The organism is Arthrobacter sp. P1_B4, assembly GCF_056406555.1.
This window is the reverse complement of sequence record NZ_JBFTZW010000009.1, coordinates 109,869-135,500: the sequence shown is the minus strand read 5'-3', so window position 1 is coordinate 135,500 and position 25,632 is coordinate 109,869. Positions and strand designations below refer to the sequence as shown.

The 25,632-nt window shown below is 68.7% G+C and carries 24 protein-coding genes; 11 read left to right on the top strand and 13 right to left on the bottom strand.

Annotation, left to right across the window (positions count from 1 at the left end):
- Nucleotides 1–2 precede the first annotated feature (2 nt).
- The 4 genes from pabB to AC1D1W_RS06465 form a co-directional block, all read right to left on the bottom strand.
- Nucleotides 3–2,084: an aminodeoxychorismate synthase component I gene (gene pabB / locus AC1D1W_RS06480; protein ID WP_476943247.1), complete on the bottom strand. Its 2,082-nt coding sequence runs from the start codon at nucleotides 2,082–2,084 to the stop codon at nucleotides 3–5.
- Entirely contained in the window at nucleotides 2,081–2,653 is a 573-nt protein-coding gene (locus AC1D1W_RS06475) for a low molecular weight protein-tyrosine-phosphatase (protein ID WP_476943246.1), read from the bottom strand. Before AC1D1W_RS06475 ends, pabB begins: the two co-directional genes overlap by 4 nt.
- Before the next feature lie 75 nt (nucleotides 2,654–2,728).
- Entirely contained in the window at nucleotides 2,729–3,268 is a 540-nt protein-coding gene (locus AC1D1W_RS06470; protein WP_028275405.1) for an NUDIX hydrolase, read from the bottom strand.
- 49 nt (nucleotides 3,269–3,317) lie between these two features.
- Nucleotides 3,318–3,797 carry a MarR family winged helix-turn-helix transcriptional regulator gene (locus AC1D1W_RS06465; protein ID WP_028275406.1) on the bottom strand — a complete coding sequence of 160 codons (480 nt, stop codon included), beginning with the start codon at nucleotides 3,795–3,797 and terminating at the stop codon, nucleotides 3,318–3,320.
- A gap of 124 nt (nucleotides 3,798–3,921) precedes the next feature.
- On the opposite strand from AC1D1W_RS06465, the gene AC1D1W_RS06460 reads away from it, so the two are divergent.
- The 6 genes from AC1D1W_RS06460 to AC1D1W_RS06435 all read left to right on the top strand — a co-directional run bounded on the left by AC1D1W_RS06460 (nucleotide 3,922) and on the right by AC1D1W_RS06435 (nucleotide 10,632).
- Nucleotides 3,922–4,857 carry an SDR family NAD(P)-dependent oxidoreductase gene (locus tag AC1D1W_RS06460; protein WP_243180582.1) on the top strand — a complete coding sequence of 312 codons (936 nt, stop codon included), beginning with the start codon at nucleotides 3,922–3,924 and terminating at the stop codon, nucleotides 4,855–4,857.
- Nucleotide 4,858: 1 nt separating this feature from the next.
- Nucleotides 4,859–5,752, top strand: a complete 894-nt coding sequence (locus AC1D1W_RS06455) for an amidohydrolase family protein (protein ID WP_476943245.1) — start codon at nucleotides 4,859–4,861, stop codon at nucleotides 5,750–5,752.
- 7 nt (nucleotides 5,753–5,759) lie between these two features.
- Nucleotides 5,760–7,004, top strand: a complete 1,245-nt coding sequence (locus tag AC1D1W_RS06450) for an acyl-CoA dehydrogenase family protein (RefSeq protein WP_476943244.1) — start codon at nucleotides 5,760–5,762, stop codon at nucleotides 7,002–7,004.
- An 85-nt stretch (nucleotides 7,005–7,089) separates the two neighbouring features.
- Nucleotides 7,090–7,545 carry a MaoC family dehydratase gene (locus AC1D1W_RS06445; RefSeq protein ID WP_090952699.1) on the top strand — a complete coding sequence of 152 codons (456 nt, stop codon included), beginning with the start codon at nucleotides 7,090–7,092 and terminating at the stop codon, nucleotides 7,543–7,545.
- Nucleotides 7,546–7,590: 45 nt separating this feature from the next.
- Complete coding sequence (locus AC1D1W_RS06440; RefSeq protein WP_476943243.1) at nucleotides 7,591–8,970, top strand: MFS transporter; 1,380 nt, start codon at nucleotides 7,591–7,593, stop codon at nucleotides 8,968–8,970.
- Between the two features lie 42 nt (nucleotides 8,971–9,012).
- Complete coding sequence (locus tag AC1D1W_RS06435; protein WP_476943242.1) at nucleotides 9,013–10,632, top strand: acyl-CoA synthetase; 1,620 nt, start codon at nucleotides 9,013–9,015, stop codon at nucleotides 10,630–10,632.
- A 107-nt stretch (nucleotides 10,633–10,739) separates the two neighbouring features.
- On the opposite strand, the gene AC1D1W_RS06430 is transcribed toward AC1D1W_RS06435, so the two are convergent.
- The 3 genes from AC1D1W_RS06430 to AC1D1W_RS06420 form a co-directional block, all read right to left on the bottom strand.
- Nucleotides 10,740–11,222, bottom strand: coding sequence for a DUF3237 domain-containing protein (locus tag AC1D1W_RS06430; RefSeq protein ID WP_476943241.1), 483 nt, complete (start codon nucleotides 11,220–11,222; stop codon nucleotides 10,740–10,742).
- Nucleotides 11,219–12,976, bottom strand: a complete 1,758-nt coding sequence (locus tag AC1D1W_RS06425) for a CocE/NonD family hydrolase (RefSeq protein WP_476943240.1) — start codon at nucleotides 12,974–12,976, stop codon at nucleotides 11,219–11,221. Before AC1D1W_RS06425 ends, AC1D1W_RS06430 begins: the two co-directional genes overlap by 4 nt.
- A 128-nt stretch (nucleotides 12,977–13,104) precedes the next feature.
- Nucleotides 13,105–14,478 carry an MFS transporter gene (locus tag AC1D1W_RS06420; RefSeq protein ID WP_243180589.1) on the bottom strand — a complete coding sequence of 458 codons (1,374 nt, stop codon included), beginning with the start codon at nucleotides 14,476–14,478 and terminating at the stop codon, nucleotides 13,105–13,107.
- A 201-nt stretch (nucleotides 14,479–14,679) separates the two neighbouring features.
- Here AC1D1W_RS06420 and AC1D1W_RS06415 point away from each other — a divergent pair, with 201 nt between their 5' ends.
- The gene (locus tag AC1D1W_RS06415; protein WP_028275415.1) at nucleotides 14,680–15,606 is read left to right on the top strand and encodes a PaaX family transcriptional regulator; all 927 of its coding nucleotides are present in this window, start codon (nucleotides 14,680–14,682) and stop codon (nucleotides 15,604–15,606) included.
- Between the two features lie 37 nt (nucleotides 15,607–15,643).
- Here AC1D1W_RS06415 and AC1D1W_RS06410 read toward each other — a convergent pair whose 3' ends face one another.
- From AC1D1W_RS06410 to AC1D1W_RS06395, 4 genes are all read right to left on the bottom strand, one after another.
- On the bottom strand, nucleotides 15,644–16,267 hold the full coding sequence (locus tag AC1D1W_RS06410; RefSeq protein WP_028275416.1) for a LysE family transporter: 624 nt from the start codon (nucleotides 16,265–16,267) through the stop codon (nucleotides 15,644–15,646).
- Nucleotides 16,268–16,316: 49 nt separating this feature from the next.
- Nucleotides 16,317–16,868, bottom strand: coding sequence for a dihydrofolate reductase family protein (locus tag AC1D1W_RS06405; RefSeq protein WP_243180590.1), 552 nt, complete (start codon nucleotides 16,866–16,868; stop codon nucleotides 16,317–16,319).
- 171 nt (nucleotides 16,869–17,039) lie between these two features.
- On the bottom strand, nucleotides 17,040–17,492 hold the full coding sequence (locus tag AC1D1W_RS06400; RefSeq protein WP_243180591.1) for a hypothetical protein: 453 nt from the start codon (nucleotides 17,490–17,492) through the stop codon (nucleotides 17,040–17,042).
- 129 nt (nucleotides 17,493–17,621) lie between these two features.
- Nucleotides 17,622–18,437 carry a methyltransferase domain-containing protein gene (locus AC1D1W_RS06395; RefSeq protein WP_243180592.1) on the bottom strand — a complete coding sequence of 272 codons (816 nt, stop codon included), beginning with the start codon at nucleotides 18,435–18,437 and terminating at the stop codon, nucleotides 17,622–17,624.
- A gap of 142 nt (nucleotides 18,438–18,579) precedes the next feature.
- On the opposite strand from AC1D1W_RS06395, the gene AC1D1W_RS06390 reads away from it, so the two are divergent.
- Nucleotides 18,580–19,944: an APC family permease gene (locus tag AC1D1W_RS06390; RefSeq protein ID WP_476943239.1), complete on the top strand. Its 1,365-nt coding sequence runs from the start codon at nucleotides 18,580–18,582 to the stop codon at nucleotides 19,942–19,944.
- 15 nt (nucleotides 19,945–19,959) lie between these two features.
- Here the strand turns inward: AC1D1W_RS06390 and AC1D1W_RS06385 are convergent, their stop codons facing one another.
- Complete coding sequence (locus AC1D1W_RS06385; protein WP_476943238.1) at nucleotides 19,960–20,520, bottom strand: MarR family winged helix-turn-helix transcriptional regulator; 561 nt, start codon at nucleotides 20,518–20,520, stop codon at nucleotides 19,960–19,962.
- Between the two features lie 226 nt (nucleotides 20,521–20,746).
- Here AC1D1W_RS06385 and AC1D1W_RS06380 point away from each other — a divergent pair, with 226 nt between their 5' ends.
- Complete coding sequence (locus tag AC1D1W_RS06380) at nucleotides 20,747–22,981, top strand: MMPL family transporter (RefSeq protein WP_243180595.1); 2,235 nt, start codon at nucleotides 20,747–20,749, stop codon at nucleotides 22,979–22,981.
- A 25-nt stretch (nucleotides 22,982–23,006) separates the two neighbouring features.
- Here AC1D1W_RS06380 and AC1D1W_RS06375 read toward each other — a convergent pair whose 3' ends face one another.
- Nucleotides 23,007–23,969 carry an NAD-dependent epimerase/dehydratase family protein gene (locus tag AC1D1W_RS06375; protein WP_476943237.1) on the bottom strand — a complete coding sequence of 321 codons (963 nt, stop codon included), beginning with the start codon at nucleotides 23,967–23,969 and terminating at the stop codon, nucleotides 23,007–23,009.
- Nucleotides 23,970–24,093: 124 nt separating this feature from the next.
- On the opposite strand from AC1D1W_RS06375, the gene AC1D1W_RS06370 reads away from it, so the two are divergent.
- Nucleotides 24,094–24,891, top strand: coding sequence for a TetR/AcrR family transcriptional regulator (locus AC1D1W_RS06370; protein WP_476943236.1), 798 nt, complete (start codon nucleotides 24,094–24,096; stop codon nucleotides 24,889–24,891).
- 91 nt (nucleotides 24,892–24,982) lie between these two features.
- Entirely contained in the window at nucleotides 24,983–25,480 is a 498-nt protein-coding gene (locus tag AC1D1W_RS06365) for a hypothetical protein (protein WP_476943235.1), read from the top strand.
- The last annotated feature ends 152 nt before the right edge of the window (nucleotides 25,481–25,632 follow it).

Below are 25,632 nucleotides of genomic sequence, written 5' to 3'. Positions count from 1 at the left end.
ACTCAGCCCGTCGGAAACCCGGCGCCGAGCGCCGAGAGGACACCGAACGCTTTGGTCCGGATTTCGTCGTACTCCTCCTGCGGGGTCGAGTCGGCGGTGACAGCGCCGCCGACGCCGAGACTCAGTTCCGCGGCACCCTCGCCGGGGGCGCTGACCACGAGGGTCCGGATTGCCACGGCGAGGTCGGCGGCCCCGTTCAGGGAGAAGTAGCCGATCGCCCCGGAGTACACGCCGCGCGGCGCGGCCTCCAGCCGGTCCAGGATGGCCATGGTGCTGACCTTCGGGGCGCCGGTCATCGAACCCGCGGGGAAACAGGCCGCGACTGCCTCGGCCCGCGGCATCCCGGGCCGCAGCCGGGCATCGATGGTGCTCACCATTTGGTGCACGGTGGCGTAGCTCTCGATCGCGCACAGCCGGCTGACGGCCACCGAACCCGGGACGGCAAAATGGCTCAAGTCGTTGCGCAACAGGTCCACGATCATGATGTTTTCCGCCCGGTCCTTGGCCGAAGATTCCAGCTCCTCGCGCAGCGCGGCATCCGTGCCTGGGTCTGTGTCCCGGCGGCGCGTGCCCTTGATCGGCTCGGCCCGCATCCTGCCGTCCGCGGCAATCTGCAGAAACCGCTCCGGCGACGTGCTCGCCACGGCGAGCCCGCCGAACCGCAGGAAGCTGGCGAACGGGGCCGGGTTCCGGCGCCGCAGGTCCAGGTACGCCGGCCACGGATCCACGCCCTGAGACCCCGCGGGCGAGGCAGCCGTGAGCACCGTGGTCAGGCAGACCTCGTAGGTGTTTCCTTCCGCGATCTCACGCTGGGCCTCGGTGACCTTCGCCTTGTACCCGGCTTCCGTGTCCCGGGCGGCGAAGCGCGGGGCGGTGGTTTGCGGGGCGGTGGTTTGCGGGGCACTGGCGCGCTGGGCCGGGGAGGCGTGCGCGGCCACGTGCGCCGACGCGGCCGCGGTGACGGCCGTGCGCGCCGTCTCAAGCCAGTCCCCGGCGTCGGGTGCGTCCAGGGCCAGCAGCCAGGCTGTGCCCTCGGCATGGTCAAGGACCACGGCACGGCCGGCGAAGATCAGGCAGGCGTCCGGGGTGGCGGCGGTGACGTCGCTCCCGCCGGTTTCGCGCTTGAGCTCGTAGCCGAGGTACCCGAGCCAGCCCAGGGTGAACTCGCACGGGTAGGCATCGGGTGCGCGGAGCACGCGGCGGCCCCACACGCCGTCGAGCCAGCGGAAGAACGGGCCATCGGTGGTCACGGTGGCCTGGCCCGTGCTGACGCGGGTCCGTCCGGAACTGTGCCGGACGGCCTGGCCGAAGCGGCCGCCGTCGTCGGCCAGAATGCTGAAGCGGCTCCGCTCCGCGGCCTCCGGGGCCAGTCCTGCCGGGTCCAGGGAGGAGTCGAGCCACACGGCGTTGGGTGAACCGCCAAAGAGCGCCGCAAACAGCTGCCCGGCCTCGGGCCGGGCCTCGACCCGTTCTGCCAGCAACTGCAGCCCGCGCCGGGCGGCGAGTTCGGGCAGCAGGGCGGGGGCGACGGCGGGAAGGTACTGAAGGGCCTGCAGGACGTCGTCCGGGGCGGTGCCGTCCGCCAGGTTGAGCACGTGCACATCCGCGCGGGCCGGGACGTCATCGGCCGCCAGCCACTCCGCTTCCTGCGCAGCCCACTGGTCCCAAAACGGTTCGTAGGTGTCGCCGTCCCGGGCCAGCGCCCGGGCCCGGCGGTCCGCGTCGGAGGAGTCCGCCCAGATCACCGCGTCCAGCAGGGGCACTGCGGCCGCCGCGGCGGCACCGACGCCCTCCACCAGGACGATTTCGGCCGGGCGTGTGGTGCGGGTCTCGCCGTCGTAGTGCCGTGCCCAGTCCCAGCTGACCCATTCCGCGTTCTCCCCGCGCCGCAAGGGCGAAAGCACGGTGGTGACGTAGCGTTCGATCCCCGCCGCCAGCCCGTTCCAGCCGGGATAGATGTCCTCGAGGTGGAAGAGCGAGACCTTGTGGTGCTCCCTCAACCGCGCCGCCAGTTCGATGGCCAGGGTGGTCTTGCCGGAGCCGGAGCGCCCGTCGATTGCGATGATGACGGGTGCGGGGCTCATGAAATAGAGCGTACCGGCTGCTGTGCATTGGGTTGATCACTGCCGTGATGTTGCCCGTCCTGCCGCTCAAGTTCGATGCGTACGTGCTGCACAATCCCCGGAAGGGAGGCCCGGATGAGGTTCCAGGTGGTGTCGAAGTCGGTGTGGCCGCCGTACCACGGGTCCTCGATGCCCTGCTCCAGCGGGTCCTCGTCCGCCACGGCGGGGTCGAAGCTGCGGAGCATGCGGATCTTGGCCAGAGAGTCCCGGTCCGGTGCTGCCTGCCGGAGCCAGCCGTAGTGGTCGACGTCGAGGGCCAGGATCAGATCCCGGCTCGCGAACCATTCAGGCCGCCATTCGCGCGCCACGTGGTGGTCCGAAGCGATGTTCTGCGCCGTGAGTTTGCGCGCTGCCCGGGGATCGATCGGCCGGCCCGCCTCATACGCGGTGGTGCCGGCGGAATCGACCACGGCCCCCGTGAGGCGCTCGGCCCGGAATGCCTCCGCCAGCATAAGTTCCGCCATCGGGGACCGGCAGATGTTTCCGGTGCAGACCGCGATGATCCGGTACTGGCTCGACATTGAGGTCATAGCTAAGCATGAACGATCCCGGGCCTCTTGGCTAGCTGGCCCCCGCGAAATATTACAAAAGATGTCAACCGACTTTTACTTATTGTCATGCCCGGGCGCGGGGGCGGCCGGGTCAAGTCCAAGGTGCCGGACCAGCGCGTCGAGGACCGGCAGCTGGCCCTTGACCAGCCTGGACCGGGCTGCGGGCTCGGCGGTCCATTCCGCGCGGTCGATCTCGGGGAAGCTTCCGATTGTGCCCGATCCCCTCGGCCACTCCAGCTCGAAGGTGTTGCTCACGATGCGTTCGGGCTGGAAGTCCGCTTCCGCCGTGAAGACCGTGATGATCTTGCCGGAGGGCTGGCGGAAGTCGCCGAGCCGGTGGTACTCGGCGGCGGGTGCCGGTGTGCCGATTTCCTCCGCGAACTCGCGGTGCGCGGCCGCCAGGGGGTCCTCGTCGGCGAGGTATTCTCCCTTGGGGATGGACCAGCCGCGGGCGTCCTTGCGGGCCCAGAACGGGCCGCCCATGTGGGCTATCCAGAGCTCGAGCTGCGGTGCGCTGCCGGATGGCGGCGCCCCGCCGGGCGGGGATGCACTCCTTAGCCGGTACAGCAGAAGGCCTGCGCTGCGAACGGTCATGGCTCCCTCCTGCCCCAAGGGTATTCCCTCAGTGCTTGAGCGGCCGCGATCAGGCTGCCGGCCCCCACAGAGCCTTGCGGAGCAACCCCTTGAGTGTCGCGATCTCCGGGGCGCTGAGGCCGGCCAGGGCGGCGGATTCCGCGTCCCGCGCCGCGGCCTCGGCCCGCCGGAAGAGGGCTTCCCCCTCCGGGGTCGAGGAAACAATCTTGGCGCGCCGGTCCAGCTTCCCGGGCGCCCGGATCACCAGCCCGCGCTTCTCCAGCTCGTCGATCAGGGCGACAATCTGGCTCGGGTCCAGGCTGAGGAACTCGGCCATCTCCCGCTGGGTTGGTTCCAGCCCGCTGTTGGCCAGGGCGAGCACCGAATAGGAGCGCTCCTTGAGGTCGAACGCGGCCAGGGCGCGGTTGTTCAGGACCGACCCGCCGGCATGCAGCTTGGCCAGCAGGAAGCCCGCGTCCAGGCTGATGGTTGCCGCCGTGAGCTTCTCCGCAGGCTCGGTGCCCGGCCCGTCGTCAACTTCGGTCGCCATGCCCAACTCCAATAGTCCAAAAAATAAATCGTTGACTTTTTCAACTATCCATATTTTCATGGATACAGAACAGCATCCCACGCCGCGGGGCCGGATGCACAAGGCAGCTAGCAAAGGAGCGGCAATGAGCCTGTCAGGAAAAGTAGCAATCGTCACCGGAAGCGGACGGGGCCTCGGCCTGGCCTACGCCCGGGAACTGGCCCGCCAGGGCGCCGCGGTCGTCGTCAACGATGTGGACGCCGAGGTCGCCGCCGACGCTGTCCGGACGATTCAGTCCGACGGCGGCCGCGCAGCCGCCGTCGTCGCCCCGGTGGGCAGCTCCGACGTCGCCAAGAGGCTCGTGCAGGCAGCCGTCACCGAGTTCGGCCGGCTGGACATCCTGGTCACCAACGCCGGCATCCTGCGGGACAAGAGCCTGCTGAAGATGACGGACGAGGACTTCGACGCCGTGATCAACGTCCACCTGCGCGGCACCTTCACCTGCGCCCGGGAGGCCTTCGGCTACTTCAAGGAGCACGGCATTCCCGGCCGCATCATCACCATCGGCTCCCCGACGGGCCAGCGCGGCAACTTCGGCCAGACCAACTATGCCGCCGCGAAGGCCGGAATCGTGGGCATGGTCCGCACCTGGGCGCTGGAAATGAAGAAGGCCGGCGTCACCGCCAACGCCGTCATTCCCGTGGCCGCCACCGCCATGACCAAGACCGTCCCGTACTTCCAGAAGGCCGTCGAGGCCGACGAACGCGGCGAGGCGATGCCGGCCTTCTTCCGCCACGACCTCGGGTTTGGCACGGCCGGCGACGTCGCCGGGCTGGTGGCCTTCCTGGCCTCCGACGCTGCCGCCGGCGTCACCGGCCAGGCAATCGGAGCGGGCGGTGACCGGCTGCAACTCTGGACCCACCCCGACGCCGCCGCCACCGAATACCGCGAGGGCGGCTGGGGCTACCAGGATCTCGTGGAAAACTTCGGCGCGCTCTTCGGGGACAAGCTGCAAAGCGTGGGCGAGGACTTCCTGCCGCTGCCGGCGGAACTGCAGCCCGAACCGGCCGAGGTCCGCTGAGATGGCTGCCCGGCGCTACGAACCCGGCATCGACGCCGCCTCACTCGATGCGATCGACATGCACGTCCACCTCGAAGTGGACGGCCACGGCCACGAGTCCCTTCCGGCGGCCCTGACTGAGGCCTCCGCCAAGTACTTCAAGGCCGAGGACCGCAGCCCTTCGCTGGATCGGATCGCCGAGGTCTACCGCGAACTGAACATGGCCGCCGTCGTCTTCACCGTCGACGCGCGGACCCAGCTCAAGCACGAGCCCAACAGCATCCCGGACCTCATTGCCGGGGCGGCGCGGAACAACGACGTCCTGATCCCCTTCGGGAGCGTGGACCCCCGCACCGGCGCCGAGGCGATCCAGGGCGCCAAGCACCAGGGGATCGACCTCGGCGCGCGCGGGTTCAAGTTCCACCCGAGCCTGCAGGGCTTCGACCCCTCCAACGAGCAGTTCTACCCGCTCTGGGAAACCCTGCAGGAACTGGGCCTGCCGGCCATCTTCCACACGGGACAGAACGGCATGGGGGCCGGGCTCCCGGGCGGGTACGGCATCAAACTGGCCTACTCCAACCCGCTCCTGCTCGACGCCGTGGCCGCGGACTTCCCGGAGCTGCAAATCATCATGGCCCACCCCTCGGTGCCGTGGCAGGACGAGGCCAACTCGATCGCCACGCACAAGGCCAACGTGTTCATCGACCTCTCCGGCTGGTCCCCGAAGTACTTCCCGGAGTCCCTGGTCCGGATGGCCAACTCGGTCCTGCAGGACAAGGTCCTGTTCGGCACCGACTTCCCGCTCATCACCCCGCAGAAATGGCTGGGCGCCTTCGCGGACCTGCCGCTGAAGGACGAGGTCCGGCCCAAGATCCTCAAGCACAACGCCGTCCGCCTGCTCGGGCTCGGTGGCTGAGGTGCCCGTGGAAACCGCGCCCCAGACAACAGCCCAGGAGCGCCTCTACAGCGTCTGCGACTACTACGACGCCGAATCCCTCCTCACCGACGGGGAGCGGAGCGTGCTGGGGCGGCTGCGGGAGTTCCTGGACACCCAGGCCCGCCCGCTCCTGGCCGACTACTGGGAGCGCGGCGAGTTCCCGGACCAGCTCGCGCGGCCGCTGATCGATCTGGACCTCATGGAACCGGCGGAACTGACCGGCGTCCCGGGTACGGGTCAGACGCCTGCCCGGGGCATCTACCAGGGCTTCCGGATCTTCGAACTCGCCCGCACGGACGCCTCGCTGGCCACCTGGTACACGGCCCAGGCCGGGCTGTTCCGGACCGCCATCCGGGTCGGCGCCTCCGCGGAACAGCAGGCCGACTGGATGCCCAGGGTCATCGACTTCTCGCTCAAGGGCGTCTTCTCGCTGACCGAGCCGGAATCCGGCTCCGACATCGCCGGCGGACTCGCGACGACGGCCCGCAGGGAAAAGGGGTGTGAGGCTGGCCCGGACGGCGACACCTGGGTCCTGGACGGCGCCAAGCGCTGGATCGGCGGCGCGGCAACGGCCGACGTCCTGGCCGTCTTCGCCCGCGACGTCGCCGACGGCCAGGTCAAGGCTTTCCTCGTGGACCGTGAGGCGGCCGGAGTGACCCTGGAGAAGATCCACGGCAAGACTGCGCTGCGGATGATGCAGAACGCCCACATCACCCTCGACGGCGTCCGCGTCCCCGAGGCCACGCGGCTCCACAACGTGAACTCGTTCCGGGACGTGGCGGCGATGCTGCGGGCCATGCGCTCGGACGTCGCCTGGATCGCAGCCGGCATCGCGGCAGGAGCTTTCGAAGCCGCGCTGCGCTACGTCTCCGGGCGCCGGCAGTTCGGCCGCCCGCTCGCGTCCTTCCAGCTCGTCCAGGAAAAGCTCGCCCGGATGCTCGGCAACGTCACCTCGGCGCTGTCCCTGGTGGTCCGGCTGACTGAACAGCAGGAGAAGGGCATCTACCGGGACCAGGACTCGGCCCTGGCCAAGATGCAGACCTCCCTGCTGATGCGCGAGACCGTGGCGCTGGCCCGCGAAGTGGTGGGCGGCAACGGCATCACGCTCGCGGCCGACGTCGCACGGTTCCATGCCGATGCCGAAGCCGTCTACTCCTACGAGGGGACCCACGAGATCAACGCCCTGATCGTCGGCCGGGCCCTCACCGGCCACAGCGCCTTCACCCACTGACGCTCTTCACCCACTGACGCTCTTCACCCGCTGACGGCGTTCCGCCGTCGTCGGACACCCAAACCCAACCGCTCCAGGAGCCAAGATGCCCAACCTCGTCGTCGACTTCGACAAACTCCTCACCCTCGCCGGCACCGACCTCGGCGCCACCGACTACCGCGAAATCACCCAGGAACAAATCAACAAATTCGCCGACGCCACGGGCGACGACCAGTGGATCCACGTGGACCCGGAACGCGCCAAGGACGGCCCCTTCGGAGCCCCGATCGCCCACGGCTTCCTCACCCTCTCGCTCATCATCCCGTTCTGGGGCGAGCTGTTCGACGTAGACGGCGTCACCACCAAGGTCAACTACGGCCTCGACAAGGTCCGCTTCACCTCCCCCGTCAAGGTGGGTTCACGCATCCGCATGCGGGCCACCATCGCGGAAGTCACCGAGGTCAAGGGCGGCGCCCAGATCAAGGTCGCCAACACGATCGAGATCGAAGGTCAGGAACGCCCGGCCGTCGTGGCCGAGTTCCTCGCCCGCTTCTACAAGTAAACCGCCACACCCCTTCACCATCCCCCTCTGCCATAAGGAACAACGATGTCCCAAATTTCGCAGTTGCAGGCCATGGACGCGGGTACGCGTCGCCGTGAAGCACGGACCGTCATCGCCTCCAGCTATCTCGGCAGCACCATCGAGTATTACGACTTCCTGCTCTATGCCACGGCCGCCGCGGTGGTCTTTCCCAAGGTGTTCTTCTCCGGCGCGGATGAATGGGTGGGGGTGGTGGCCGCGTACGGGACGTTCGCCGCCGGCTACGTGGCGCGGCCCCTCGGCGGCATCATCTTCGGCCACTTCGGCGACCGGCTGGGACGCAAGAACATGCTGATTGTCTCGATGCTGGTCATGGGCATCGCCTCCACCCTGATCGGACTGGTGCCCGGGGCCGCGGTAGCCGGAGCCTGGGGTGCCGTGATGCTCGTCATCCTTCGGGTCTGCCAGGGCATTGCCGTCGGAGGGGAGTGGGGCGGCGCCGCCCTCATGGCGCTGGAGCATTCGGAATCGGGCAAGCGCGGCTTCGCGGCCTCGTTCGTCAACGCCGGCGCCCCCACCGGCGCGGTGCTGGGCACCCTGGTCATGGGCGCGTTCGCGGCCCTGCCCAACGAACAGTTCCTGGCCTGGGGCTGGCGCGTGCCGTTCCTGCTGTCCTTCGTCCTGCTGGGCATCGGCATGTTCGTCCGGCTCAAGGTCTCCGAAAGCCCCATCTTCAAGGCGGCACTGGAACAAGAGAAAGCCGAACGGGAACATGCCGAACGGGACAACACCCGGCCGACGGTGCCGGGCAGCGCGTCGGCGCGCCGGGAGATTCCGCTCCTGCAGGTCCTGCGCCGGCCCAAGACTCTGATCTTCACCATGCTGGCCGGCGCGGCCGGGTTTGCCCTCCAGGTGGTGCTGGCCACGTTCTCCGTGACCTACGCCGTGTCCAAGGGCGCGGACCGGCAGGGCGTGCTCTACGCCTTCGCGGCCGCCTCCTTCGTGTCCATCGCCTTCGTGATCATGGGCGGCCGGCTCTCCGACAAGCTGGGCCGGCGGCCCGTCATGGTCGGCGGCCTGGTGCTCTTCATCCTTTACCTCACACCGATGTTCCAGCTCCTGTCCTCCAACAACATCGGGCTGATCTTCGTGGCCTTCGCCGTGGGCCTCATGATCCATTCCACCCTGTTCGGCCCGCTCGCAGCGTTCGTGTCCGAGCAGTTCGGCACCACCTCGCGCTACACCGGCGCCTCGCTGGGCTACCAGCTCGCCACGCTCCTCGGCGCGGGATTCACGCCGGGCATCGTGGCGCAGATCTTCAAGGACTCCGGACAGGACACCGCCGCCGTGGTCTGGTACCTGGCCATCATGTCCGTCGTGTCGATCGTCTTCATCCTGCTGACTCGAGAGCCCAAGAACAACGATCTGCAGGCTGTCCGGTCCTAGCCCGGCCCGCTGGCGCTACCGACTAACTAGAAAGGATTTTCCGTGGAGAATTTTGGCATCGGCTCGTGGCTGCAACGGCGCCGCCCGAAGTCGGGCACCAAGACCGCAATCATCGCCGGGGAACGCAGTCTCAGCTACATCGAGCTCGCGGACCGTTCCGCCCGGCTCGCGAACGCCTTCCGGGACCGCGGCGTAGTCAGGGGCGACAGGGTGGCCTACCTGGGCGAAAACGATCCCTCCTTCCTGGAGACCCTCTTCGCCGCCGGCCTGGCCGGGGCGGTCTTCGTCCCGCTGAACACCCGGCTTGCCCCGCCCGAGATCCAGTTCCAGCTCCGGGACAGCGGCGCTGTCCTGCTGGTCCATTCGGCGGCGCTCGCGGTGCTTGCGGAACGCGGCTCGGCGGAGACCGCTGTGGGTTCGCGGATCGTCGTCGACGAGTCGACAGTGCCAGCCAAAACAGTTCCCGATTCAACGCTGCCCGATTCAACGGTTCCCGACGGCGGGGCCGACGGCGGTGCTGGCCGGGGAACCGCAGTGGAGGCGTATGAGGCCGTCATGGCGTCCGGTGCGGCGCTGGCGCCGGACGAGCCCGTGGGCCTGGACGACGCCGCCATGATCCTCTACACCTCCGGAACCACCGGAAACCCCAAAGGAGCGCTCCTGACCCACGGCAACATCACGTGGAACTGCGTCAACGTTCTGGTCGATTTCGACTTTGCCTCCACCGACGTGGCCCTCATGATCTCCCCGATGTTCCACGTCGCCTCCCTGGACATGGGCGTCCTGCCCACGATCCTCAAAGGCGGCACCGTGATATTGGAGGCCAAGTTCGATCCCCGCCGGACCCTCGAGTTGATCCAGCAGCACCACGCAACCACCATCAGCGGGGTGCCCACGACATACCAGATGCTGTGCGAGCACCCGGACTGGGACGCCACGGACCTCAGCTCGTTGAACAAACTGACCTGCGGCGGGTCCGCGGTGCCGATGCGGGTCCTGGAAGCCTACGAGCGGAGGGGGTTGCGCTTCTCCAACGGCTACGGCATGACCGAGACGGCCCCGGGCGCCACCACGCTGCCGGCGGCGAGGTCCCGGGACAAGGCCGGGTCCTCCGGACTGCCGCATTTCTTCACCGATGTCCGGGTGGCCGATCCCCTCGACCCGGCGTCCGGGCCCGCTGCGCCCGCAACGGTGGGGGAGCTCCAGATCAAGGGTCCCAACGTCATCCACCAGTACTGGAACCGGCCCGGGGCCTCGTCGGACTCCTACACAGCGGACGGCTGGTTCAAATCCGGCGACATGGGCTACAAGGACCCGGACGGTTTCGTGTTCATCTCCGACCGGCTCAAGGACATGATCATCTCCGGCGGGGAGAACATCTACCCGGCCGAGGTGGAGCAGGCCATCGCCGAGCTCGACGCCGTCGGAAGCGTCGCGGTGATCGGGATGCCGGACGAGAAATGGGGCGAGGTGCCGCGGGCCGTGGTGCTGCTGCGGGAGGGCGCCCGGCTCACGGAAGAACAGCTCCGCTCCCACCTGGAGGGCCGGCTGGCGAGGTACAAGATCCCCAAGTCCGTCGTCTTCGTGGACGAGATGCCCCGGACAGCGAGCGGCAAGATCCGGAAGGCGGACCTTCGGAAGCTGGCGCCCGGCCCCGTCTGACAGGGGAGCGGGGACGCCCTTGGCGCGAGCGTAGGAAGCACACGGAAAGACCGGGGCTGCGGTGAAGCAGCCCCGGTCCTGCCTGTGCCCGGCCGGCCGGGCGGCCGCTAATCGACCGTGAAGATCCTGATGACCACCCGGCCGGGCCGCCGTTCGCCCGTCCCGAGCATGAGGCGAGTGTTCAGCCAGTCCAGGGCGGGGGAGGCAGTGGTGAGCCGTGGCCAGCAGCGGAAGTAGATCTTTGAAGGGTCGACGGCGGAGCCGGAGTTCAACAGCTCGATGTCCCGGGCCGAGCCGTGCCGGAGAGCGGTGTTGTGCACGAAGATCCGCTCGCCGTCGTCGGTTTCCAGGACGTACCGGGCGTCCAGCTCCGTCAGCGTGGCGCTCCGGAGGAGCTGGTAGTCCGCGCCGCCCGGGAGGACCCGCCCGTTCAGGACCGGCCCGCTGACCGTTCCGCCGGTGATCGGTATGACGCGCCGGTGGCCTTCCGGTGTTGGCCCGACGTCGATCGGCTCGGCGACGGTGACGGAGAGTTCCGCAAGGAAGGTCAGCCCGGGTGCTTCCGGGGCTGCAGGCGAGGGCGCGCTCACAGGATTCCAGCCGTCAGCCGGCTGGGGTGGCCCTCGCCGAACAGGATGGACTGCCGGGCAACGAGTGTCTCGGCGGAGTCATAGGCCAGCTTGCCCGTGTTGAGGTTCCGGTCCCAGCGCGGGTGGCAGCTGGAGGTGACCTGGACGCGGAGCCGCTCGCCGGGGGCAAAGGTGCAGGCCGTCTGCCAGAGACTGACCGTGTATTCGTACGGCCGGCCGGGTTCGATCGGGGAGGGCTCGTGGCCGGCCTCCCACAGCCCTGTGCCTGCATGGCTGTCCCGCCAGGACGCGCGGACTATGCCGTCGGCAATGCCCAGGGATGTTCCATCTGGAGTGACCCGGCAGAGCCGCACTACGAAGTCTGTGTCCACAGCGGTGGAGGCCGCGAAGAACGTGGCGCTGACCTCGCCGAACAGGGTGACCGGCTCCTCGAACGCCTCTGCCGTAAAGGTCAGGACGTCGGCGCGGGCTTCCACGGCATGCTGCGCGGCCGGGCCTGCGGGGTACGCCCCGTGGATCATGGTGGCGCCGCCCTCGGCGGGAACCGGGTCCAGGGGGTCGTAGTCGTAGCCGACGGAACCGCCGGATCCCGGCGTGTCCCGCAGCGTCCCGTCCACGCCGAGGAACCAGGCGCGGTGGCTGCCCGGCGAAGGCAGCTCCTCAAAACCGCGCCACTGGTTTTCGCCCATGAAGTACAGCAGGACCGGCGGCACCTGCCCCAGCCGCTCCGGCTCGCCCTTGAGGACGGAATCGAACCAGGCCGTCTGGAGCCCGGAAAGATCCCCCAGGCCGTTCATCATGCCCCCGGCAGCGTTCACCCCGAAGTGCACGTCGGGGTAGCCGGCGGAGAAGTTCGTATGGGTCCAGGGGCCCACGATAAGCCGGGGCGCGGGCGCGGCCCCCGTTTTGCTGTGTTCGAGCTGCATCGAGTACTGGGAGAGGGTGCTGGGGCAGAAGATATCGAACCAGCCGCCGATGTGCAGCGTCGGCAACGCCACCGGCTTGCTGGATGCTTCGTCCCACAGGCGCGTGAAGCTGTTGCCCGGCGACTCCCCGGCCGAGGGGAGGACATGGCGGTTCATGAATGTGCCAAGCTGTGCCGAGAGATCCCGCAGCGGCAAGGTGTCGAAGGCGCTGCCGTCGGAAAATGAGCGGTCCAGATCCAGCCACGCCTGGAATTCCTTGCCCTGCCGTTCCGGGTCGTCGGCAAATTCGCGGAGGAGCTCGCTGGCAGAGACAGAGGCATGGCCCCAGCTCAGCCGGCTGCCGAGCTCGTAGGCCCCGCCGCGGTAGAGGGAACCGTTGTTTGCGTTGGCTCCGGCGGAAATGCCGGGGGAGAGGGCAGCGAGCCCCTTCGGGGCAAGGGACGCCGCCCGCCACTGGCTCTCCGCGAAGTACGACCGCCCCCACATCCCCACAGCCCCATTGGAGTACGGCAGCAGTGCGGCCCACTCGACGGTCGCGGCGCCGTCGGACGCTTCATTGGCGGACGGGTCGAAGACCCCGTCGGAGCCGAAGCGCCCGCGGCAGTCCTGCATGATGACCACGTAGCCCGCCGCCGCGACGGTTACGGGGTTGAAGTAGGCGGAGTTGACGGAGAGGTCACGTCCGTAGGGCGTCCTGGTCAGCAGCACCGGGCACGGTTCCCCGTCCGCCGGGCGGTACACCGTGGATCGCAGGATGGTGCCATCCGGCATCCGGGTTTCGATGTCTTGTTCAATCAGCACAGGCTTTAGCGCGGGGCTCGGTGTCACGGAAGGTTTCCTCACTGGCGTGTTCAGGGCGTGTGGTTTGTTCGAGGGCTGTGGGTTGTTCACGACGGGAGGGGAACGGCCGAGAATCACCCGGCCGTTCCCCTCCGCTTTTGTCCTGGGATCAGGACTTAAGCGTTCGCGGATTCCCTGGTCCCCAGCGCCTCGGTGGGGACGTTGTAGGTTTCCTTGACCCAGATTGCGGTGACGGCTGCCGAGGCAAGGCAGCAGGCCGCGGTGAAGGCGGCCACGGGAATCCATCCGGTGGGGCCGGGCTGTACGATGGCCGCGGCGATGGCCGGCGCGAAACCGGTGACGACGAGCCCCAGCTGCGAGGCCGTGGCGGCGCCGGAGTAGCGGATCTTCGTGGGGAACATTTCGGCCGTCATGGCCGGGCCCAGCGGGTTGACCATCCCGTAGCCCACGGTCATGAACAGGATGCCGCTGGCGAAGATCAGCGGGATGGACGCGGTGCTGATGGACCAGAAGTAGGCGAAGGCGGCCGCGGCGCAAATGATGTTGCCGGTGATGAAGACCGGCTTGCGGCCGATCCGGTCCGCGAGGATGCCGGCGTAGGGCTGGGCGATGATGCCCAGGGCGGCCGTGGCGATGGTGACCCCGAGCATGGCGGCGGACGGGATCCCGAATTTTCCGGTGGCGTAGGCCAGCCCGAAGGCCGCGAAGACCGACGACACCACGCTCCAGAGCCCAAAGAAGATGACTTTGACGATAGTGCGCCAGTGGTCGCGGAGAACCACCTTGATGGGCAGTTCCTCCTCGGTTTCCGCTTCCTTCGCGGCTTCGAACACCTCGGATTCGGGCAACCGGAGGCGGATCCAGAGCCCGACGGCGACCACCAGGATGCTGGCGAGGAACGGCAGCCGCCATCCCCAGCTGAGCAGGTCCTCCTGCGGCAGGAGGGACACAGCCAGGAAGGCCAGGGAGGCGAGCATGATCCCGGCCACGGCGCCGGTGTTGACCCAGCTGCTGTAGAAGGCCCGCTTATTGCTGGGCGCATGTTCCATGGTCATGGTGACGGCGCCGACTGATTCGCCGGCCGCGGAGGCGCCCTGAAGCGCGCGCAGGACGACCAGGAGGACCGGGGCGGCCGCGCCGATGACGGAGGCCGGCGGCAGGCAGCCGATGAGGAAGGTGGCCACGCCCATCACCACGAGCGTCAGGACCAGCATCTGGCGCCGTCCCATGCGGTCGCCAAAATGGCCGATCACGCTGGCCGCGAGGGGGCGGATGACGTAGCCGATGCCGATGGTGGCCATGGACAGGATGGTGCCGAGAGCGGGATCGATGCCGGGGAAAAAGATCTTGTTGAAAATCAGGGCGGATGCCGAACCGTAGATGAAGAAGTCGTAGTACTCCAGGGTGCTGCCGATGAAGCTGGCGGTGGCGGCGCGGCGGGCATGTTTGGTTCCCTCGGCGGAAACGGGGCGGGCCTGGTCCGCGGGCGGCGTCAACGGCGTCGGCGGAACGATGGGACCAGCGGTCATTGCGGATCTCTTAGGTGGGCAGGGATATGGCACGGGAAGGTGGGGCTGGGGGAAGATCTTGGGCTCGCATGCTGAGCAGGGCGGGCGGGGTCGGCTGTGGCCTCCGTCACTCTGGTGCAATAGTATGCACTTGAATTGGCGTCCGTCAATCTAAGTGCAAAATAAAATGAAGGCGGATGTGACTGGCATGATGGAGGCGTGATGAGCGAGCGGCCGGCCTCCCTGCCCGGCATGGACCCGGACCTGGCCATCGACTTTCCGCGGCCTTTGAAGGGGCCGTCCACCCAGCACCAGCTGCTCACCCTGCTGGTTGACTACTGGTTCAAGAGCGAGGCATGGCTGCCGTCCCGGCTCATCGCCGCCCTGGCCGCGGGCCTGGGAATCACGGCCTCGGCGTCGGCGACGGCGTTGAGCCGCCTGGCGTCCCGGGGCGTACTCGAACAGTCCAGTGCAGGGCGAACGTCGCGCTACCGGATCACCCCGGGGGCGCGCAACCGGCTCCGCCACGGCCTCGAGCAGGTCTCCGTCTTCGGCGAACAGTCCCGCCAATGGGACGGCCACTGGACCGTCATCGCGTTTTCGATTCCGGAGACGTCGCGGGATGTCCGCGAAATGTTCCGCTCACGCCTGCGTTGGCGCGGATTCGCGCCGCTGTTCGGGGCGCTGTGGGTGTCTCCGCGGGACCACGCCGAGGAACTCGAAGAAACCTGCAAGGGCTACGGCGTGGACGACTACGTCATCTTCCGCACCGCTGAATCGAGCCTCCGCGGCAAGCGGCTCGTCGAGGCCTGGTCACCGCAGGAGTTCAGGGAACAATACCGGCCGTTTACCGAAAAATTCACGCCCTGGGCCGAACGCCTCGACGCCGGAACGGTCAGCCCGGCGGAGGCCTTCAGGGCCAGGACCGAGCTGATGGACGCCTGGCGGGCGTTCCCGTGGAGCGACCCTGATCTTCCCGCCGAGCTCCTGCCGGAAGCCTGGCCGCGGACCGAGGCCAGGGAACTCCTTGTCCGCCTCTACGACGGGCTCGCGGACGCTGCCACTGCCTACGTCGAGGAAATCGTGGCCCGGGAAGCTCCCGAACTGGCGGGAACGGCGCAGGCGTTGTCGGTGGCGCCCGGGCTCTGACCTGCCGCCGGTGCCGGGACGCCGGCGGCCGCGGTGCCTAGTGGATTGCGGCCAGGAGGACGCCTACGCCGACGAAGAGCCCGCCGAACGTCCGGTTCAGGACCTTTTGTCCGCGGGCGTCGCGGGTGAAGCGCTGGAAGGACCGGGCCGCAGCCGCGAAGAAGAACCACATGACCAGGACGTCGATCACGATCACGGTGGCGGCCAGGACCACGTACTGCGGCAGCAGCGGCTGCTCCGGCCGGATGAACTGCGGCATGAAGGCCAGGAAGAAGACCACGGCTTTGGGGTTGAGCAGATTGACCCAGAGGCCACGGCGGAACATGGACAGGCCCGGCTCGTTGCGCAGGGCCGCGGCCTTCTCCTGGTCCAGGTCCGGTTTGTGCAGGAACTGCCGGATGCCAAGGTAGACCAGGTAGGCGGCGCCGGCGTAGCGGATCACGTTGAAGGCAACCGGTGAGCTCGCCACGAGCACCCCGACGCCGAGCGCCACGATCAGGATGTGCACCACGAGGGCGGCCTGCTGGCCCAGGATGCCCCAGAGGGACCGTCGGAATCCCGAGTTCAGGGAGTTGCTCATGGTGTTGATGGCGCCCGCGCCGGGAGTGAAGCTGATCAGGACGCCGGCGCCGGCCAGGGCCAGCCAAAGGGAGGGTTGCACCAGGTAAGTTTACGGTCCCGGCCGTGGCGGGTCCGATTGATGACGGGAGTCAGTCGCGGCGGAGGCCGTAGCTGAGAATCATGTTGCCTTTGCTGGTCTGCTGGGACGACTGCAGCTCCAGCCGGGTGAGGGCATCGCCGTCGTTGAACAGCCGCCGCCCGCTGCCGGCGATCACGGGATGGACGATCAGCATCAAGGTGTCGAGCAGCCCGGCGAACAGTAACTGGTGGACCAGCGAAATGCTGCTGAAGATCCCGATTTCGCCGCCGTCGCTGTTCTTCAGGGCCGCGACGAAGTCTTCCAGCGGGCCCTCGATCAGGCGTGAATTTTGCCATTCCAGCTCGCCTGTCAGGGTCCGGGACGCGACAAATTTCGGCAGCGGATTGATGAATCCGGCAAAGTCCGCGTCGCTTTCGGCGTTGGGCCAGTATTCTGCCCATTGCTCGTAGCCCACGCGGCCGAGGAGCGCAGTGTCGATCCGGCCCATCATCTCGCCCATCCCGGCGCCGAGCTCCTCGTCGAAGCTGTCGAATTGCCACTTGAACGGGTCTTCAACCACGCCGTCCACAGAGCAGAAAAGGCCGGCCGTCAATTTGCGCATGGGTTTCTCCTTGCCGTGGTCTCCAGTGCAGATGTCTAATGCACCCTATCCGCAGACCCGGAAGCAGGGAATGGCTGCCGGCAACTCGACGGTGAATGCCCCGGAGGCCGGCCGTGCCGCCAGGATCGCGGGCCTTGGGCGTGCAAGGGCGCGCCCAAGACCCGCTAAGGGTTAGCCGTTGGACGTGTAGCCATCCGTGGCGGTGTCCCCGGGGCCGCCATGGCCGCCGCCGGGGCCGCCCTGGCCTTCCTGGGTTGCGGTCACCGTGAAGTTCGCATCCAGCAGGACAGTGGCGCGCGTGCCGTCCGCCTTCGTGATGTGGGCTTCGTAGGTGGCGCCGTCGGCGTCGGTCTCCATCCGCTCGATCGTCGCATCCGGCTGGGCGGCCTTTACCGCCGCCTCGACCTTCGTGGCGGTGTCGCCGGTGAGGACCTCCTCCGTCTTTCCGTTGGCCTGGTGCGGGCCGCGCTGGCCCCCGGTGCCGTAGCCGTCGGTGGCCCGGGTCGAGGACGAGCTGCCGGTGGAATCTGCAGCCATCGCGGGGATGGCCGATGCGCCGATGGCGCCGCCGCCGATCACCGCAGCGAGCATGATGCCCGCGGTGGTCTTGTTGATCTTTGCCATGGTGAAACTCCTTTGCTGGGGCCCGGGCTTCCGGGCCGGCCGAGGATTCGGCCTGTACCCAGCCTCAGGCGCGGAGTTATGGCTGCACTTTCGGCGGGCTGTGCCGGTGCTGTGACCGCTGGCCGCCGCTCACGCCCGGGCGATGACCTCGCCGTTGGGAATCAGGAACCAGCCGTCGTCGGTGGAGCCCCACCGGTGCCAGCCCGCGGAAATCCGGGCCAGGTCCGCCTCGCTGGCCAGGCCGTACTCGAGCGCCTGGTCGGCAAAGGACGAATGCAGCACCCGCTCGCCCCACACCCGGGCCTGCCACCGCCGCTCATGCCCAGTGGCGTAGAGCCAGTTGCTGCTGGACGGCGCCACATCCGTGAAGCCGGCGGCCTGCGCCCAGGACACGAGCCGGCGGCCGGCGTCGGGCTCGGCGCCATTGCGACGGGCGATTCGCTGGTAGAGCTCCATCCAGTCGTCGAGCTCGGGGATGGCCGGGTACCAGCTCATGCCGTGGAAGTCGGCGTCGCGCACCGCCACAATCCCGCCTGCCTTGGCCGCCCGGCGCATCTCCCGCAGCGCCGCGACCGGGTCCGTGAGGTGCTGGAGGACCTGATGGGCGTGGACGACGTCGAAGGATTCGTCCGGGAAGTCGAGGTCGTAGATGTTGCCGGCGGCAAAGCCGACATTGTCCACGCCGCGCTCGACGGCGAGGGCCGCGGCCTGGGCGATGATGTCGGGGGAGCGGTCCAAGCCTGTGACCCTGCCCGGCGCCACCAGCTCCGCGAAGTCGCAGGTGATGCTGCCAGGCCCACAGCCGACGTCGAGGACGGAGGTCCCGGGCATCAGATGCGGGAGCACGAACGCTGCCGAGTTTTCCGCCGTGCGGGAGGCATGGGCACGGACCACCGACTCGTGGTGGCCGTGCGTGTACACATCGTCAGGCTGCTGCGCACTCATAATGGAACGCTACCCTCCCTCGCCCGGAAAAGGGTGGACCCCCGACTGCGGGTCAGCAGGCGCGCGGCGGCAGGCAGTTTTTTGCGGGTGGCCGTCAGTTTTGCCGCTTCCGGCGCCGGTGATTCTACGGATGAATGGAGGGGTGAAAGTCAACAGAAAAAATGACGGCAGCGGCAGCGGCGCCGGCAACGGACTGGGCCTGTTCCGGGCCACCGGAATCTATGTCGGCGCGATCCTGGGCTCGGGTGTCCTGGTGCTTCCCGCCATCGCAGCCAAGGAGGCCGGCCCGGCGTCGCTCCTGGCCTGGGCCGTCCTGCTGGTGTTCTGCGTTCCCGTTGCCTTCAGCTTCGCCGAAATGAGCCGCCAGCAGCCCGACGCCGGCGGGATCGCCCACTTCGTCAAGCGTGCCTTTGGTCGCCGCGCCTCGGTGGTGGCCGGGTACCTCTTCTACTTTTCGATCCCCTTCGGCGCCCCGGCTACGGCCGTGATCGGCGGCAACTACATCGCCCACGCTGCCGGCGGCGGCCGGGACACCGCAGTCCTCGCGGCGGCGGTGATCCTGCTGGCCGCCTTCGCGAGCAACGCCGTCGGCATCAGGGTTTCCAGCCGCATGCAACTGGCGCTCATGGTGCTGCTGGTGGCACTGCTCGCGCTCGCCGTCGTGCTCGCGGCACCGCACGCCAATGCGGAAAATTTCCAGCCCTTCGCCCCGCACGGCTACTGGGCGGTCGGCGGTGCCGCGAGCCTGCTGTTCTTCTGCTTCGCCGGCTGGGAAGCCGTCTCGCACCTGGCCGGTGAGTTCCGGAACCCCGGGCGCGATCTCCGACGGGCCACGTGGCTCACGCTGATTGTGGTGGGCGCGGTCTACATTGGCGTTGTCGCCGCCTCGGTGGCCGTCCTCGGCCCGGAACTGCCCGCTACTGCGGTGCCCGTCGCGGCGTTGCTGGAGAAAGGGCTGGGCTCATTGGCGGCCCCGCTCACCGCGGTTGCGGCGGCGGTTTTGACGTTCGGCCCCATCAACACCTTCGTGGCCGGGGCCAGCCGGCTCGGGGCTGCTCTGGCGTCCGACGGCGTGCTGCCGCCCGCGCTTGCACGCGGTGCCGGGCGGGGACAGGTACCCGCCGCAAGCCTGGCAACTCTGGCCGTCCTGACCTTGCTGTCCTTCGCTGCCGCCGTCGCCGGACTCACCGACATGCAGTTCCAGATCGGCGCGGCCTCGGCGTGTTTCACGGCCGTCACCGCGTTTGGGCTGGCGGCCGGCATTCGGCTGCTGCAGCCGCGGACCGTTGCCTGGTACGGCGTAATCGTGGCGGCCGGGGTCATGGTGGCCGTCCTGATCTTCAGCGGCTGGGCGCTGGGGGTTCCGCTGGCACTGGCAGCGGCCGCCGTCGGCGTCGGCAGGCGCTTTGGCGGGACCCCAGAACAGGAAACGATGCCGGAAACGGCGCCTTCTGCACTGGCGGAGGCGCTCCCCGGTCGCCGGCCGCAAACCGCCGCCCATCCGTGACGTCCGGGCCGCGATTCAGCCGGGGCGCTGCCCCGGCGCTTGCTCCGGCCCGGGGCCGCGGGCCGCTTCCTCGCCCGCCCGGACAGTGGCATCGATCATGGAGTTCATGAACCGGGTGACGATCTSCAGTTCCTCCGGCGTGAAGTTCGCCATGGCTGCACCCATATGGCGGGCCAGCGGCAGGAACATTGCGCCGCCGTCCCGGTAGGCCTTGGGCGTCATGCGCAGCTGCACCTGGCGGCGGTCAGCGCCCTCGCGCTCACGGACCACGTGGCCGGAACTGTGGAGCCGGTCGATCAGTGCGGTGGTGGCCGGGGAGCTGAGGTTCAGCTCTTTCCTCAGCACCCCTGGAGTGACAATCTGGTCCCGCGCCGCGTGCCGCATGATGACGGCGAGGGCGTTGAGGTCCGTGCGGTGCATGTCATTGCGGCCGCCGGCGGAGTCCACATAGCGGTTGGCTTCGAGGGTGAATTCCTGCAGGAGCCGGACGAGGGGCGGCGGACCGGCGGCTTCGGGCGGGACTGTGTTCCTGGGCGAGGCCGCGTCTTCGGATAGGCCCGGGGATTCGGCTGACACGGCGGACCTCCTTCGTCCCTTGATCCTGCCCCGGCGGTCTGACCGCGGCAGGTCGGCGCTGTCGACGGCGCCTTCGGGAGTCTACTGCAGGGTCTGCGCAGCGGCCTGACGCCGGCTGTCTCTATTCTCCTCCGGTGCCCCGGCCGATGGGTTATCTCTATGATGGAGATAGTCTACTATGGAGTTGATCTCTGCTCCCACTCCGAGGCGCACCCTGGAAGGAAACATGAAAACGACTTCGTCCGCGGCGACCCGTGTCCCGTTCTGGCTGCGCTGGCTGGTCCCCGCAGTGCTCGTCCTGGCCTGGCTGGCCATCGCCGGCGTCGGCGGCCCTACATTCGGCCGCCTGAGCGAGGTGTCATCCAATGACCAGGCATCGTTCCTTCCCGCCGGAGCCGAGGCCACCGAGGCCGCGGACTGGCAGGCCAAGTTCAGGGACTCCAAGGAGATCCCGGCAGTGATCGTGGTTGAGAGTGACTCCGCTTTCACTCCGGCCCAGCTCCGCGAGACCGCGGCCCTCAAGGGCAAGCTGGAGGCCCTGCAGGCCGGGAGCACGGTGATCGGTCCCATCCCCTCCGAGGACGCCAAGGCAGTCCAGTTCGTGGTGCCCATTGCTTCCTCGGCGGAAGTGAAAACGGTGGTCAAAGAACTGCGCAACGAGGTCCGGGCTTCCGCGCCGGCCGGAATGCAGACCTTCGTCACCGGACCGGCCGGGCTCACCGCGGACCTTGTGAGTGCCTTTGCCGGCATTGACGGCATCCTGCTGCTCGTGGCCCTGGGCGCCGTGTTCCTGATCCTGCTGATTGTCTACCGCTCCCTGCTGCTGCCCGTCATGGTGCTGTTCACCTCGGTCTTCGCGCTGTGCGCCGCGATCCTGCTGGTGTTCGGCATGGCCAAGGCCGGTTGGATCCAGTTGAACGGCCAGAGCCAGGGCATTTTGTCCATCCTGGTCATCGGCGCAGCCACCGACTACGCACTGCTGTATGTGGCCCGGTTCCGCGAAGCCCTGACCCACACCACCAACCGGACGGCCGCCGCCGTCACCGCATGGAAGGCGGCCTGGGAACCGATCCTGGCCTCTGGCGCCACCGTAATCATCGCGCTGCTTTGCCTGCTGTTCTCCGACCTCAACTCCAACAAGGCCCTCGGCCCGGTGGCGGCGGCGGGCATCCTCTGCGCGCTCTTCGCCGCCCTGACCCTGCTGCCGGCCCTGATGGCACTGCTGGGCCGGGCCGCGTTCTGGCCGTTCAGGCCCAAGCTGCTCCCGGAAACCGATCGGGAGCCGGAACTGGTCACCGGCCTCGAGGGCCAGAAGGGACTCTGGCGGGCCACCGGTTCGCTCGTATCCCGCCGGCCGCGCACGGTCTGGGTCGCCTCGGTGCTGCTGCTCCTGGTAGCCGCTACCGGCGTCCTGCAGCTTAAAGCCAACGGCGTCGCCCAGACCGACGTCATCCTCACCGCCTCCAACGCCGTCGACGGGCAGGATGCCCTGGGCCGGCACTTCGACGCCGGGTCCGGCAGCCCCGCGGTGATCGTGGCCGACGAGGCAAACGCCCAAGAGGTTCTGGCGAAACTGCAGACCAGCGACGGCGTCGGAGACGCCTATCTGCTGGCCGAAGGCGGCGCCCCGGTCATCACCGGCGCCCCGGGCGCACCGGCTGCCCCCGCAATCAGGGACGGGAAGGTCCTGATCAACGCGACGCTGAACCACGCCGCGGACTCCGCCGAGGCCGAAAACGCCGTGGTGTCGCTCCGCCAGGACCTGAAGAAGATAGACAGCGGCGTGCTGGTCGGCGGTGTGACGGCCACGGCGCTGGATACCAACACCACTGCCCAGCGCGACCTCGTCACCATCATCCCGGTGGTCCTGGGCGTCATCCTGGTCATCCTCATGCTGCTGCTGCGCTCGGTGCTCGCGCCGGTCCTGCTGGTCGCCTCCGTGGTGCTGTCCTATGCCGCGGCGATGGGCGTCTCCGCCTTCGTGTTCAACAATGTCTTCGGCTTCCCGGGCGCGGACGCGACGGTGCCCCTGTTCGGCTTCGTCTTCCTCGTGGCACTGGGCGTCGACTACAACATCTTCCTGATGAGCCGGGTCCGGGAGGAATCCCTCAAGCACGGCACCCGGGCCGGCATCCTGCGCGGCCTCGTAGTGACAGGCGGGGTCATCACCTCTGCCGGGGTGGTCCTGGCGGCCACGTTCGCGGCCCTCGGCGTCATCCCGATCATGTTCCTGGTCCAGCTCGCCTTCATCGTCGCGTTCGGCGTCCTGCTGGACACGGTGCTGGTCCGTTCCCTGCTGGTGCCCGCGCTGGCCTACGACATCGGCCCGCGGCTTTGGTGGCCCGGCAAGCTCGGCCGGCCCGGGAGCGGGGCCGTGGCCGGCGATGGCGCCCGGGCCACGCTGCCCGCCGAAAATCCGAAGGCAGATCCGGCTGAAAACGAGGAGGCCGGGGTCCGCTAGGCGGAACCGAAGACCGCAGCCGCCGTCACTGTCCCTGGTCCCCCCACCAGGCGACGGTGGCGGCGGCTGCCTCGTCCAGCGGGGTCGGTGTCAGCCCCAGGGCAGCCTGGCTCGCCATGGAATCCGTGACGAAGGGGTGCTCGAACTGGTACAGGGTCTCGGCCAGGTCCCGCATATCCGGAGAAAACACTCCCATTGCCCTCACCGCCCACCCGGGAACTCCGGTGACACGCGGTGCCCGGGCGCCGGCCGCCTTGGCGAATGCCCCCGCGATCTCGCGCTGGGTCAGTGCAGGTCCGGTGGGCGCATGCCATACCCGGTTCCACACCTGAGGCCTGTCAGCCGCCGCAATCATGGCGGCCGCGAGGTCCGGAACGTACGTGAAGGAATGCGGCTGGTCCGCCCGCCCGATCACCTGCATTGGCTTGCCGGCCGCGACGGGCCGGACCATGCGCTCGCCGGCGTGCGAGTTGCGGACCCGCGGCCCGAAGAAATCGCCGGCCACCATGCTCACGGTGGCGGTGGGGGAGGCCGCCCGGGCTGCGAGCAGTGCGGTCCGGACTCCGCGCTTGCCGCCCTGCGCCTGCCGGGGGCTGTCCTCGGTCATGATGTTTTCCGGGGTGCTGTAGGAGTACAGGCTTTCCGGGAAGACCACGATGGCGCCCGCTGCGCCCGCCGCGGCGAGCACATTCAGCTCGGCGGCCGGGAGTTCCCTGGCCCACACCTCGGCGTTGTACCGCGAGCCGTGGATGCAGTGAAAAACGGCCGCGGCGCCCTGGAAGGCCTCGCCGAGCCGGGCGGGCTCGGACACGTCGATCGACACTCGTTCCACCAGCGGGTGGGCGGGTCCGCTGCCGGACCTTGTCAGGAGGCGCACCCGGTGTCCCGCCGCTGCCAACTGTTCGGAGACGGTCCAGCCCACCGGCCCGGCCCCTGTGACGACGTGGAGCCGGGACGGTTGGTGCCCGGAGGGTGCAGGTTGGGACATTCCGATCTCCTTTTCAAATAACGAGAGCAGTGCTCTCCCATTCAGGATGCGACGCCGCTGCCGACAAGTCAAGAGCAGTGCTCACATTTGTTGTCAGTGCTCTTGGATGTGGAATGCTGGACTCATGCCAGAGGACAGGATTGCGGGCGCGACAGACTCCGGCGTTGCGGCCGGCCCGGCCGGAGCGGCCCCGGCGGCGGTGCGCCTGCGCACCCCGCGCGACCGTGCCCGCGCCCAGACGGTGGCCGATATCGTCCGCCTGGGCCGGGAGCATCTGGCGCTGCACGGGGCCGCCGCGCTGTCCCTCCGTGCCGTGGCCCGTGATCTCGGGGTCGTCTCTTCGGCGGTCTACCGCTACGTGGAGAGCCGCGAGGAGCTGCTGACCCTTCTGCTGATTGATGCGTACAACGAACTTGGCGATGCGGTGGATGCCGCCGTCGGGGCCGTGCCGGAGGAAGACTTCGGCGGGCGCTTCGCGGCGCTGGGCGGCGCGGTGCGGGACTGGGCGCTGCGCGAGCCATCGCGCTACGCCCTGCTCTTTGGCAGTCCGGTGCCCGGTTACCAGGCCCCGGCGGAGCGGACCACCGGCCCCGGGACGAGGGTGATTACGGCCTTAATTGGAATCCTCGACGGCGCCTTCCGGGCCGGGCGGCTCGCCGCGACCGGCCGGCGGGGTCCTGCCATGGCCGCCGGACTGGCGGGGGACCTGGCGAAAATCCGCGCCGAGTTCGGCCTGGCGGTGCCGGATGACCTCCTGGCCCGCGGCGCACTGGCCTGGACCTCACTCTTCGGCGCCGTCAGTTTCGAGGTTTTCGGCCAGTACGGCCCAGGCACGTTCACTGCCCGGGAGGAGCTCTTCGGCCACCACCTCGCGGTGCTGGCCGACGTCGCGGGCCTGCCGGCGGCCGGCGCTGCCCGGTAAAGCAGGTTCCCCTGTTGCCCTGCCGTGGCGCTCGATAGACTGCCCCTGCGCCCGCACGGGCGCGCCAGATGCGTCCAGGAAGGATCCATCCATGTCTGAAGAGACCAGGCCTGAAGAGAACAGGCCGGCAGAGAACACGCCTGAAGAGAATGTCCCCGGAGAAGCGGCGCCGCGGAACGTCGATGCCGGTCCCGCGGAAGTTGAGGCAGAGGCCGCGGCACCTGAGGGGCAATACGTTGAGGGCGACTACGGCTCCGCCGGCACGGCCGGCCAACTCCCGCCCACCGCCGTCGAGGGGGAGTACGCGGCGGGGGACTATGGCGAGGCCGGCGTGGCCGGAGCCGCCGTCGTCGGCGACGTGGAAGGCGACTATCCCGAGGGCGACTACGGCGAGGGCGGGGTCTCAGGTGAGCCCGCCGGGGTCTCAGGTGAGCCCGCCGGCGTCGCCGGTGAGTCGGCCGGCGTCGCCGAGGAAGGTGAATACCCCGAAGGTGACTACGGGAGCGCCGGTACGTCCCGTCCCGAGCGATCCGCCCGGCCGGCAACGGGAGAGCCTGCCGACGGCGACGCCGCTCGGGGCGACAACTAACGAGACCAAAGCTGGCGGGACCAGCCGGCGCGGGTGCCGGCTGGTCCCCTGCCATGGTCTGCGCCCCTGTGCCCCTGCGCCCAGGGTGCAGGTTCGCGCAGGGCGAAACGCCGCCCTGGACGCGCCGGAAGGGCTGGATTGAGGGGAATTTA